Source organism: Lonsdalea iberica (assembly GCF_002111585.1).
In the GTDB taxonomy this organism is placed as follows: Bacteria; Pseudomonadota; Gammaproteobacteria; order Enterobacterales; family Enterobacteriaceae; genus Lonsdalea; species Lonsdalea iberica.
On sequence record NZ_LUTP01000017.1, the window covers coordinates 26,379 to 38,441 of the forward strand.

11 protein-coding genes are annotated in these 12,063 nt (G+C 57.7%); 5 read left to right on the forward strand and 6 right to left on the reverse strand.

Annotated features, from left to right (window positions below):
• Positions 1 to 2: 2 nt before the first annotated feature.
• The 3 genes from AU511_RS08620 to AU511_RS08630 form a co-directional block, all read right to left on the reverse strand.
• Positions 3 to 932 (reverse strand): ABC transporter permease, encoded by a 930-nt coding sequence (locus AU511_RS08620; RefSeq protein ID WP_094109399.1) that lies wholly within the window; start codon positions 930 to 932, stop codon positions 3 to 5.
• Between the two features lie 9 nt (positions 933 to 941).
• Positions 942 to 1,859, reverse strand: a complete 918-nt coding sequence (locus tag AU511_RS08625; RefSeq protein WP_094109400.1) for an ABC transporter permease — start codon at positions 1,857 to 1,859, stop codon at positions 942 to 944.
• Between the two features lie 63 nt (positions 1,860 to 1,922).
• Positions 1,923 to 3,455 (reverse strand): ABC transporter substrate-binding protein, encoded by a 1,533-nt coding sequence (locus tag AU511_RS08630; RefSeq protein WP_094109401.1) that lies wholly within the window; start codon positions 3,453 to 3,455, stop codon positions 1,923 to 1,925.
• A 1,306-nt stretch (positions 3,456 to 4,761) separates the two neighbouring features.
• Between AU511_RS08630 and AU511_RS08635 the strand changes: the two genes are divergently transcribed.
• On the forward strand, positions 4,762 to 5,397 hold the full coding sequence (locus AU511_RS08635; protein ID WP_094109402.1) for a LysE/ArgO family amino acid transporter: 636 nt from the start codon (positions 4,762 to 4,764) through the stop codon (positions 5,395 to 5,397).
• 33 nt (positions 5,398 to 5,430) lie between these two features.
• On the opposite strand, the gene AU511_RS08640 is transcribed toward AU511_RS08635, so the two are convergent.
• A complete protein-coding gene (locus tag AU511_RS08640) occupies positions 5,431 to 6,519 on the reverse strand; it encodes an iron-containing alcohol dehydrogenase family protein (RefSeq protein ID WP_094109403.1) in 1,089 nt (362 codons plus the stop codon).
• Between the two features lie 370 nt (positions 6,520 to 6,889).
• On the opposite strand from AU511_RS08640, the gene folD reads away from it, so the two are divergent.
• Both folD and ybcJ read left to right on the forward strand, forming a co-directional pair.
• A complete protein-coding gene (folD, locus tag AU511_RS08645) occupies positions 6,890 to 7,759 on the forward strand; it encodes a bifunctional methylenetetrahydrofolate dehydrogenase/methenyltetrahydrofolate cyclohydrolase FolD (RefSeq protein WP_094109404.1) in 870 nt (289 codons plus the stop codon).
• 9 nt (positions 7,760 to 7,768) lie between these two features.
• Positions 7,769 to 7,981, forward strand: coding sequence for a ribosome-associated protein YbcJ (gene ybcJ / locus AU511_RS08650; RefSeq protein ID WP_026740024.1), 213 nt, complete (start codon positions 7,769 to 7,771; stop codon positions 7,979 to 7,981).
• A gap of 300 nt (positions 7,982 to 8,281) precedes the next feature.
• Here the strand turns inward: ybcJ and cysS are convergent, their stop codons facing one another.
• Positions 8,282 to 9,667: a cysteine--tRNA ligase gene (gene cysS / locus AU511_RS08655; RefSeq protein WP_094109405.1), complete on the reverse strand. Its 1,386-nt coding sequence runs from the start codon at positions 9,665 to 9,667 to the stop codon at positions 8,282 to 8,284.
• Between the two features lie 339 nt (positions 9,668 to 10,006).
• On the reverse strand, positions 10,007 to 10,429 hold the full coding sequence (locus tag AU511_RS08660) for a DoxX family protein (protein WP_094109406.1): 423 nt from the start codon (positions 10,427 to 10,429) through the stop codon (positions 10,007 to 10,009).
• A gap of 343 nt (positions 10,430 to 10,772) precedes the next feature.
• Here AU511_RS08660 and ppiB point away from each other — a divergent pair, with 343 nt between their 5' ends.
• Both ppiB and lpxH read left to right on the forward strand, forming a co-directional pair.
• Positions 10,773 to 11,267: a peptidylprolyl isomerase B gene (gene ppiB / locus AU511_RS08665; protein ID WP_094101932.1), complete on the forward strand. Its 495-nt coding sequence runs from the start codon at positions 10,773 to 10,775 to the stop codon at positions 11,265 to 11,267.
• A 10-nt stretch (positions 11,268 to 11,277) separates the two neighbouring features.
• A complete protein-coding gene (lpxH, locus tag AU511_RS08670) occupies positions 11,278 to 12,000 on the forward strand; it encodes a UDP-2,3-diacylglucosamine diphosphatase (RefSeq protein ID WP_094101931.1) in 723 nt (240 codons plus the stop codon).
• Positions 12,001 to 12,063 lie beyond the last annotated feature (63 nt).

Sequence of the window (12,063 nt, forward strand, 5' to 3'; positions counted from 1 at the left end):
CCTTAACCCCGTCCGTCCAGCGCGGTGATGTCGCGCAGACCATCCCCGACCAGGTTGATGCCCAGAACCAGTACCGCCAGCATGACGCCCGGTATCAAAATGACCCACGGCTGAAAGAACATGTACGCCTTGCCTTCGGCGACCATCAGCCCCCACGACGGCATCGGCGGCTGGACGCCCAGCCCCAGAAACGACAGTGTGGCCTCCAGCAGAATGGCGTGGGCGATCTCCAGCGTCGCAACCACCGTCAGCGGCCCCAGCAGGTTGGGCAAGATCTCGCGCAGCATGATGAACAGCGACGACGCGCCCAGCGTTTTCGCCGCCGCCACGAACTCCGCCTCGCGCAGCTGACGCGTCATCGAACGGGAGACAATCAGGAAGCGGTCCCACAGCAGCAGTCCCAGCAGCATGATCACGACGTTGACGGAGCCGCCCACCATCGACGCCATCGCCAGCGCCACCAGAATGACCGGCATGGAAAGACGCACGGTCAGGATATAGCTGACCACCGCATCGACGCGGCCGCCGAAATAGCCCGCCGTCACCCCCAGCGTGATACCAATGAAACCGGCCACCAGCACGGACACCAGTCCGATCAGCAGCGAGACCTGCGCGCCGTACAGCAGGCGGCTCAGATAATCGCGCCCCAGTTTGTCGGTGCCCAGAAGATGGTCCCAGCCGCCCTTTTCATGCCACACCGGCGGGATCAGACGCTGACTGATGTCTTGCGCATAAGGATCATGCGGGCTGATCAGCGGCGCCAGCATCGCGGCCACGATAATGACGGCGAGGATGACCACGCCTATCGCCATACTGTGATGGCCCATCATCCGCCGCAGCCAGCGCCGGGTCGGCCCCGGCTCGGGCGGAAGGGCCGTTTCGGGCGGCGTCGGTGCGATGACGGCGGAGGAAAGCGGTGAGGATGGTTTCATGACAGCTCCTTATTGCGTCCGCAGTCGGGGATCCAGCGCGGCATTCAGCACATCCGCCAGAAAGCTCAATACGATGTAAAACACGGCAATAATCAGCACGATGGCCTGCACTACCGGAAAGTCGTTACGCGAGATCGAATCCCAGGCCAACTGACCCAGCCCCTGCAATGCGAACACGGACTCGATCACCACGGAGCCGCCCAGCATGAAGCCCAGCTCCACCGTCGCCAACGCCACGACCGGGATGATGGCGTTGCGCAGACCATGCTTGACGATCACCCGAAACGCGCTGAGTCCCTTAGCCCGAGCGGTACGAATATAGTCCGCGCCCAGCACGTCCAGCATGCCGGAACGCGTCAGGCGCATCAGCGACGGCATGGCGTAATAGCCCAGCGCGACGGCGGGCAGGACGAAGTTTTGCCAGCTGCTGTTTCCCGCCACCGGCAGCCATTTCAGCCCGACCGCGAACAGCAGAATCAGGATCAGCGCAAACCAGAAGTTCGGCATCGCCTGACCAATGACGGCGATGCACATGGAACCCCGGTCAACCCAGGTATCGCGAAACACCGCCGCCAGTACGCCTAACGGGATCGCCACCACCAGCGCCAACAGCAGCGAGACGCCGCCCAGCTTGAGGGTAATCGGCATACGCTGACCCACCAGTTCCATCACCGTATTTTCGAAATAGAACGAGCGGCCGAAATCCAGATGCAGCGCCGCCCACATCCACTGGCCGAACTGCGTCATCAACGGCTGGTCCAGCCCATACTGTCGACGAATTCCCTCGATCACCTCTGCGGAAGCGTCCGGACCCGCAATCGCGGCCGCCAGATCGCCCGAGAGGTGCAGTAGCGAAAAACTGACCACGGCCACCGTGAATAGCACCGCCAGCGCCACCAGCAGCCGTCGCAAAATATAGATAAGCATCAGTCACTCCTCCTGCGGGCCGTCGCCGGAAGGCGTTGCGCGTCTTCCGGCTCATTTCACGTCTTATTTCCAGCTGGCCATCGCGAAGCGCGGCAGCTCGTCAGGCCAATCCTCGAAGTTCAGATCGGAGGTGAAGGCATAATGCGTGGAGTAGGAGAACATCGGCGCCAGATAGGCCTGCGACGAGATCCGCCCCAACGCCTCGGCATACAGGGCGCTGCGCTGTTTGGGGTCGAGCGTTTCATCCGCCTTAGCCAACGTGGCGGTAACCTCGGCGTCTTTCCAAATATCATCGCCCCGGCCGCCGAAATAGGGCGTAGTAAACGCGGCGGCATCGTTGATGGAGAACGATCCCCAGGTGCGGATCGCCATGGGCGCTTTACCGGAGATCAGATCCGCCGCCAGCACCGTGTACTGAACGTAGTGAAGACGGGCGCGAATGCCGACCTTGCGCAGATCGCCGATGATCGCTTCAGCATAGTCGCGCTCGCGATAAGCCCAGATCTCGGTTTCAAAGCCGTTGGGATAACCGGCTTCCGCCAGCAGCTGCTTCGCCTTCTCCGGGTTGTAGTCATATTTGATGACTTTGCTGGTGTCGCAGGCGGTTTGGGTGCGGAAGCAGGCGGAATAGACCGACTGACTGCCGCCGCGAACCAGATTGTTAACAATGGCCTCGCGATTGATGGCGTGGTTCACCGCCTGACGCACGCGCAGATCCTTGAACGGCTCGCCGCCCGGTCCCTTGGCGTGAGTGTTCAGGGCCATAAAGCCGATGCGCATGGTTTCACCGCTTTTGACGGTGAGGTTCGGCATGGTCTCCAGCGAGGTGATCTGATCGGCGGGCACCCGCCAGATCCAGTCAACCTGACCGGTCATCAGCTGCGCCAGCCTAGTTTCCGGATCGCGGATGACCACAAACTGCAGCTTGCCGATTTTCGGCTGTCCCTGCGGGCTGTCCGCAAAGTAATCGGGGTTCTTTTCCATACTCACGCCCTGAGCGGGGGTGACTTTGGTGATTTTGTAAGGGCCGGTGCCGATGGGCGCCTGGCTGAATCCGGCCAGCTTCACCTTCTGGTAATAGGCTGACGGATAAATGGGCGTGGGGCCGGAGAGATATTCCAGCGCGGCGGGGAACGGTTTTTTTAGCTTCAGCCGGACGGTGTAGTCATCCACCTTTTCGGTGGTTTCAATCCAGTCCACACTCTGCGGCATCACCGATGACGTGCCGGGGCCAGCGATATGGTTGAAGGTATAGGCCACATCTTCCGCGGTGAAGGGATCGCCGTTGTGGAAGGTGATCCCTTTTCGCAGATGAATGAGTAGAGACGTGGGCGATTCCCAACTCCAGTCCGAAGCCAGTTCAGGTTTATATTCGCCGGTTTTGGGATCGCGATAGATCAGGGTATCCCAGACCAGGTGGGCGAGGATCACGCCTTCACGAAGGTTATTATGATAAGGGCTGACGTTTTCCACCTCGTTATCGGAGGCGTAAACCAGCGTGTCATTCTGTTTTCCCGCATAGCTGGAAGATGCGCAGCCGAGGAGGAGTACAGACAAAACACCGCGTTTGATCTGTCTTGTCAGTGAACAAGCCATAGGATTCTCCATTCGATACACTTCATGAAAGAATTAAATCGCCACAATCTCACCTACGTTCCGACAGGAAGTTGCAAGAGTGGAGCCAACCCCGGCTTCCTAACCTTACTGATTTTCGATACAAGATTTCTAATAATGAGAAACCGCCTAACCCGAGCTGCTTTCGGCGCAAACCACAGGTCATTAAGGTGTGATAGGTTTTATTGATAGACGGGTATTCTGGGAATGGGCGTTTAGCGGCGGTGCAACAGCATGATCGACGCGCACCCTTTTAAGGCACCGGGACCTCCCCCACGAATGACGTCATCGATGCGCCCCCAAATACAGGCGTTACCCGCCCGCACAGCATCGTCACTCACACCGGAAGTGGCCACGTTCCTTTCGCCCCAGTTCGTGCGCCCCGCGATAAATCGAAAAACAGTGGCAGGGGGGGATTTCCGCTCGACACCCCAGAAGCAGACGAATGATGTTCGTCATTCGGTGAGAAAGGGAATCAATGCCAAAACTAATCACGATGAGACAACTTCATTTATCACTGAACAATGTAATTCAACGCCGTTCCAGGCCGATTAAACATATTCGCCGGGGAAAATAAACTTCATCGTGGGCGGCGGAATATTCTTTCTAGTGGCATTCGGCGAGAATGTATTTTCCCACCTTGTCAGACACCCTAGCCTGTTAGCGGTCATGGCAGTTTTAGCGAGGCCCGACAATATCGACAAATATCTCGACGCACAGACGTTCTGTGGCGGAGGGTATCCCTGAGTTTATGGCGAGTAATTTCTCCGCGTGCTGTGAGTGACGCCCAAGGTACAAACCTGTCGCTAACAGGGGGAAAAACAACATCCCTACTATCTTATTGTTTTAAAGATTTAATTTAAGCGCCCCTTCCCTAAGCAACACTCTCGCATTGTGCCTGAATGACGATGTGGCGCCCGCTTTTCGGCCTTTATCGCTTTTGCTAATCGACAATCAATATTATTAATTGGCCTCGTGAGTCGCGGATAGAGATGATAGCGGCATCGAATCCTCCCGCTTAAAACAGGATAAAGAATAAATAAACCCGTCCGTCGCCAGCGTGGCGATGCTTATTAAGGCATCACCGAATCAATGACCATTACGTCGTTGTTATATTTGACGCGAATTTATTTATCCGTCGCAACACATGGAATATTTTAACCAGAGCGAAAGCCATCGCCGCCGTTATTAAATAATTCTGACATCACCGGCCGTTGATTAATTTTTAATTGTTGCCCAGACGCGCGTTCATTCTTTTTCACTAACCAACCAGAGCGAATAGAAAAGTATGTCTACGACCGTATTAATGACTGGCTTTATGACCAGCGCCGGATTACTGCTCTCTATTGGCGCACAGAATTCATTTGTGTTGCGTCAGGGCGTGCGTCGGGAACATGTCTTTTTAATCTGTACCCTCTGCTTCCTGTTAGACATTTTATTGATCAGCGCAGGCGTCTTTGGCGTCAGCGAGCTGCTCAGTTCCCACCCGTGGGCGCTGAATTGCCTGACGCTGGCAGGCGTATTATTTTTGATCCACTACGGCTTCTGTGCGCTTCGCAGCGCCTGGCGAGGCAACCAAAGTCTGCGCCTTGGCGCGACCGGCAACGCGCGGGCCAGCCGTCTTTCCGCTGTCACCGCCTGTCTGGCCGTCAGCCTCCTCAATCCCAACGTCTACCTGGATACCGTCGCTATCATCGGCGGCATATCGTCCGGGCTGGGTCATGAGCAAAAAGTCTTCTACTTAGCAGGCGCGTTGCTGGCCTCCGGCCTCTGGTTCTATGCCATCGGCTACCTCGCTTCCGCCTGCGCGCGTTTGTTCGAGAAGAACCTGACCTGGCGCGTGCTGGATAGCTTTATCGGCGTATACATGCTGTTTATCGCCTGGCAGTTGCTGCGGCTCATCCTGTCTCCGGCGGCGTCATGATGCCCGCCGCCACTTCTTCGTCCATCGAGCGCCTTAGCGGGCGATGCGGGCCGCGAGTGACTCAACGCGGCGAATCGCCTCCCGCAACGTTGTTTCCGTCACCGTAAACGGCATGGCGTCCATATCCGCTGTTTTGACGGCCGCCTGCAAGATGGCTTGCAGTTCGGCATCGGTCAGATCGGGACTGATGTCCGCCAACGTCAGCGGCACGGCGCAGGCATGCGCCAGCGATAGCGCCTCCAGCAGTTCTTCGTCGCTCCGTGCTTCCAGCGCCAGCAGGCACAGATTGCCGAACCCCACCAGCAATCCGTGGCCAACGTCGCGGGTCTTGTCGCAGACGGTGAAGCCTTCAAACAGCGCGTGCGCCGCGGCGGCATGCGCGCCGCTGGCCATAATGGAGGTCAGTCCGGCGAACAAGAAGATCGCATCCAGCACCTGATCCAGCGCTTCGTTGGCGCGATCTTCCGCCACCGCGCGACAGGCCTCGGCGCCATAGCGTTCGATCAGTTGGAAACAGATCGCGCTGTGGGCGCGAGAGGAAGCGGCCAAACCGCTGTGATTGTGCCCGGTATCAATCGCCCGGAACTCATACCACTTCGCGAGCGTATCCCCCAACCCCGCGGCGAGCCAACGCAACGGCGCTTGGGCTAACAGCGAGCTGTCGATGATGACCGCATTCGGCGCAGACGGCAGATGACACACAGCGACAAAATGCCCGTCCTCTTCGTAGATAACAGAAAGCGGAGTGACCGCCGCGCAGGTACCGGCGATGGTGGGCAGCGTCACGACGGGGATCCCCGCCTGATGCGCCACCCGCTTGCCTGTGTCCAGCGACTTCCCGCCGCCCACGGACAGCAGAACGTCGCTGTCGGTTTCCGCCACGCGGGCGCACAGTCGTTCGACCTGCTTGTCGCTGCAATGCCCGCCGAACCACTCTACGGCGCTTAACGTGAGACCGGCCTGCGTCAGTTGGGTACGGATTTTCTCTTCCGTCGCCGCCAATGCCTGGTGACCGCCGACAACCAATACGCGCGTCCCTAACCCTGCACAGATGTCCCCTAACTGACGGCTGGCGTCCGCCCCGCGTACGATTTTCGCGGGGAAAATAACCTGTTGTGTCATGTGCTTTCCTGCCTGTTTTAGCATAAAACCAATGAGTGACTTAGACACCGAGCGGCAGACGCCCAAGCGAACTCCCTCCGTGCGGCTTTCTTGACGGCCTCATTTCACGTTAGCACGTGCGGCGATGGAACGCGTATCCTCCGTCAGTCGTTAGGATCCGTCACGGGACGACGGCGCGGCATCTCACGGGCTGCGTCAGCGCATCTGCGCTTCCCCTTTATCCAACGAATATCAGGGAACCACTCAGGGCGATGACGGACGGAAACGATTGAGCGTCAGCAATTAATGTCGATACAACGCCTGACAGCACGCGCCGCTTCTGACAAAATACGCGCCATCCCCCGTTTGTGAAATGATGGATTTTCTATAGATGGTTGCGAAACTTATTGATGGTAAAACGATTGCGCAGCAAGTTAAGAGCGAAGTTGCTGCGCGTGTCCAAGAGCGTCTGGCCGCCGGTAAGCGAGCGCCGGGTCTGGCGGTTATCCTGGTAGGGGACGATCCCGCTTCTCAGATCTATGTCGGCAGCAAACGACGGGTCTGTGAGGAAGTCGGTTTCATTTCCCGCTCCTACGATCTGCCCTCCACCACCGCCGAAAGCGAGCTGCTGGCGCTGATTGACCGACTGAATGCCGATGAGACCATTGACGGTATTTTGGTGCAGTTGCCGCTGCCGCAGGGCATCGACAATACCAGCGTCATCGAACGCATCGCACCCGACAAAGACGTGGACGGTTTTCACCCGTACAACGTCGGCCGCCTCTGCCAGCGCGCGCCGCTGCTGCGCTCCTGTACGCCGCGTGGGATCATCACGCTGCTGGAGCAGTACAAGATCGACATGTTCGGTCTGAACGCCGTCGTCATCGGCGCATCGAACATTGTCGGTCGTCCGATGAGTCTGGAGCTGCTGCTGGCCGGTTGCACCACGACCGTGACGCACCGCTTCACGAAGAATTTGCGCCAGCACGTTGAGAACGCCGATTTGCTGGTCGTCGCCGTCGGTAAACCGGGCTTTATTCCCGGCGACTGGATCAAACCCGGCGCGGTTGTGATCGATGTCGGCATCAATCGACTGGAAGACGGCAAAGTCGTGGGCGATATTGATTTTGCCGGCGCGAGCGAGCGCGCATCCTTCATCACGCCGGTCCCCGGCGGCGTCGGCCCGATGACCGTCGCCACCCTAATTCAAAATACCTTGCAGGCCTGCGAGGAATATCACGACACACCCGCAAAGGCATAAACTGAGATTATGGAAATTTTTCACCTGAACCAACATCCGCACGTTGAACTGTGCGATCTGCTGAAACTCCTCGGCTGGAGCGACAGCGGCGCCTCCGCCAAACAGCTCATCGCCAACGGCGACGTGAGCGTCGACGACCACATTGAAACGCGTAAGCGTTGTAAAATCGTCGCCGGTCAGGTCGTGCGTTTCGCGGACCAGGCGGTCACCGTTCAGGCCTAAATCGCCCGACTGAGATCGCCGCGGCATCGCGTATTTCCCCCACATCCCCCCTTGCGGAGATGTGGGCTCCTCTCCTCTTCCCCTCTCACTGTCACATTATCCTTCTGCCATGACGCGCCATTGCAATGCGCCTATCCTCGCCTGCGTGCGAGATATCCAGGATTCGGGTTCAGGAAGGAAGAAAGTCAACATCGGGGAGAATCAATGAAAACAGGCCGGGAGCGAATCAGCTTCCGGCCTGTGGATGAGCGTGAGAGGCGGCGAAACGAAGCGCTCCGCCGCGAAGGGAAGCTCGAGGGCTTACTTACGACGCCAAATTGTCCCCTGTGGACCGTCTTCCAGCACGATCCCCATTTCGTTGAGGCGGTCGCGCGCGGCATCCGCCATTCCCCAGTCTTTACTCTGACGCGCATCGTTGCGCTGTTTAATCAACGCTTCGATTTCCGCCACTTCGTCATCATCCGCCTGAGCGCCGCTCTGAAGGAATAGCTCCGGCTCTTGCTCCAGCAGGCCCAGCACTTTCGCCAGCTGTCGCAGCGCGGCGGCCAGACCGTTCGCCGCCGCAGGATCTTCCGCCTTCATCCGGTTGACTTCGCGCGCCATATCAAACAGCACGGAGTAAGCTTCCGGGGTATTGAAGTCGTCGTCCATCGCCTCGCGGAAACGGGCTTCGAAGGTTTCGCCGCCGCTGGCCGCCGCCGATGCGTCCATGCCGCGCAACGCGGTGTATAAGCGCTCCAGCGAGGCGCGGGCCTGCTTGAGGTTCTCCTCGCTGTAGTTCAACTGGCTGCGGTAGTGGCCGGACATCAAAAAGTAGCGAATAGTTTCAGCGTCGTAGTGCGCCAACACATCGCGGACGGTGAAGAAGTTGTTCAGGGATTTGGACATCTTTTCCCGGTCGACCATCACCATGCCGGAGTGCATCCAGAAGTTGACGTATTCGCCGCCGTGAGCGCAGGTGGACTGCGCAATTTCGTTTTCATGGTGCGGGAACATCAGATCCGAACCGCCGCCGTGAATGTCGAAGTGCTCGCCCAGCTGCTTACAGTTCATGGCGGAGCATTCAATATGCCAGCCGGGACGACCGTTACCCCACGGCGACGGCCAGCTCGGCTCGCCGGGCTTGGACATCTTCCACAAGACAAAATCCATCGGGTTGCGTTTAACGTCTGCGATTTCAACCCGAGCGCCCGCCTGCAGTTGCTCCAAATCCTGACGGGACAGGATGCCGTAATCCGCATCGGTGTCGACCGCGAACATCACATCGCCGTTTTTCGCCACATAGGCGTGGTCACGTTCCATCAACTGCTGCACCAGCGCAATGATTTCACCGATATGCCGGGTGGCGCGCGGCTCGACGTCCGGCGGCAGAATATTCAAGGCTCTGAAATCGTCATGCATCTCGGCAATCATGCGGTCAGTCAGTTGCTCAATGGTTTCGCCGTTTTTCGCCGCACGCTGAATGATTTTGTCATCAATGTCCGTAATATTGCGGACATACTTCACTTCGTAGCCGAGGTAACGCAGATAACGCGTGACCACATCGAACGCCACGAAAGTCCGCCCGTGACCAATGTGACACAGGTCGTAGACGGTTATCCCGCACACATACATACCGACTTTGTCAGCGTGAATGGGTTTGAATTCCTCTTTTTGACGAGTCAGGGTATTAAAAATCTTTAGCATCGGGACATTCCATGGTGTTCGCAGGATATGAGCATCACTGTTTGCGTTACGCGTATCAAAGTATGAGTGGCCAGCGTTTCGGGCCCAGGCAGCGTATTGAACCCCGAACCCTGACCTATTGCAAGATCAGTACCATCAGGCGGTGGAAGTTATTTCATCCTGAGAAAAAGATTTTTAACAGAAAAAACAAACGCCCAACCGGCGGTTCGGGCAAGAGTAAGGTGGGAAAATACCCCTTCACACGAAGGGGTTAACGTGTGCTCTCTTGGTATGCTGCGCGGCTTTATCGTTTCAGGCGCGGCGTTCCCGAAGGCGCCTGGCGTCGGAAAAGATGTCGCGCTACCGCCAGCGGGGGTTAGACGCCAGCGAGTAACGACCGCCGCCGAGCAGCAGGATGGCCAGGCCGGCGAAAAAGTATACCGCCATGTTCTCAATGCCCCACGCGCCGGTCTTGTCCAGCGTGAGGGCCGCGGTCAGATCCGTCAGCAGATAAGCGGCCAACATCGTGAGCGTGAAAATGAACGCGGACGGCCGGGTCAGAATACCCAATATCATCAACACCGGGGCGATCACCTCGCCCACATAGACGCCATAACCGACGATGCCGGGCAGCCCATGCGCCATCACCATCGACTGAATGCCGCCAATACCGGCGATCAGCTTATGCACGCCGTGGAACAGCATCATGGCACCGAATGAAACGCGCAGTACCAGCTTACCGAAATCCGGCCTGTCAAAGAGCGAATTGAACCCGTTAAGCATCATGCACCTCCCTTGTGGTCACCTGATTAAGGAGAATGATTATCACGTAATCCGGGACGTTTTACCGATTGCCGCGTCACGTTTGAAAAATCGTTTCTTCCCCCTGTGGCGACGACGATTGCATGACCTCGATATCCGGTTCCGAATCGTTCCACAAGGCAGAGGCAATAAGGTGCGTCTCGCCGCTGGCCAATGCGTTTCGCCCTCGACGCTGGGCGTTGGCGCGGGGCGGCCTTTGCTGACTCAGCCATTCACTTATGTTATAAGAGCGCTCTTGGTGGTTCACCGCCTCTGTAAACCTCTCCTTTATTTTATGTACTATGGCTAAGTAGGAATCATTATTATGATTACGTTTCATACCAACCATGGCGATATCGTCATCAACACTTTCGCGGACAAAGCGCCTGCTACCGTTGAAAACTTTCTGAAATACTGCCGTAGCGGTTTCTACAGCAACACCATTTTTCACCGCGTGATCAATGGTTTTATGATCCAGGGCGGCGGTTTTGCTCCGGGTATGGAACAGAAAATCACCGAAGCGCCGATCAAAAACGAAGCCAACAACGGCCTGAAAAATACCCGCGGCACGCTGGCGATGGCTCGCACCAACGATCCGCACTCCGCCACCGCTCAGTTCTTCATCAACCTGGTGGACAACGACTTCCTGAACTTCCGCTCTGAGCGCCCTGATGGCTGGGGTTACTGCGTCTTCGCCGAAGTCGTAGAAGGCATGGATGTGGTCGACAAAATTAAAGCGGTCGCCACCGGCCGTAGCGGCATGCACCAGGATGTGCCGAAGGAAGATGTCGTTGTGACCAGCGTTACGGTCAGCGAGTAATTTTCTCTGCATGGCGACGCTGTTTATTGGCGATTTACATCTGAGCGAACAGGAACCGGCTATTACCGCCGGTTTTCTGCGTTTTTTACGCGAAGAAGCGGCTCAGGCCGACGCGCTGTACATCCTGGGCGACCTGTTCGACGCCTGGATTGGCGATGACGATCCGCAGCCGCTGCATCACACCGTCGCCGCCGCGCTGCTGGCGCTGCATCATCAGGGCGTGCCCTGCTACTTCGTCCACGGCAACCGGGATTTCCTGATCGGCAAGCGCTTCGCCCGCCAGAGCGGCATGACGCTGCTGCCGGAGGAAAACCGAATTGCGCTATACGGTCGCGAGTATCTGGTGCTGCACGGCGACACGCTGTGCACCGACGACGCCGCCTACCAGCGTTTTCGCCGCCGCGTTCACAACCCGCTGATTCAACGTCTTTTTCTGTGGCTGCCCCTGCGACTCCGGCTACGTATCGCCGCGCGCATGCGCTCCGCCAGCCAGCAGGCCAACCAGATCAAATCGCTTGAGATCATGGACGTCAATCCTCAGCAGGTCATAGACCGGCTGCGTCACTTCCAGGTCAAGACCATGATCCACGGTCATACGCATCGACCAGCGATTCATACGCTGACCGTCGACGGAGAGACCGCCCAGCGGGCCGTTCTCGGCGCCTGGCATGAGGAAGGATCGGTCATCAAAGTCACGCCCGACGGTATTTCACTCCACGCATTCCCGCTTTAAGTCCTGTTTTCCACCCGTTTTTTGCGCTAAACCCCGACGTTCATCACGACGCAACCGTTTTCC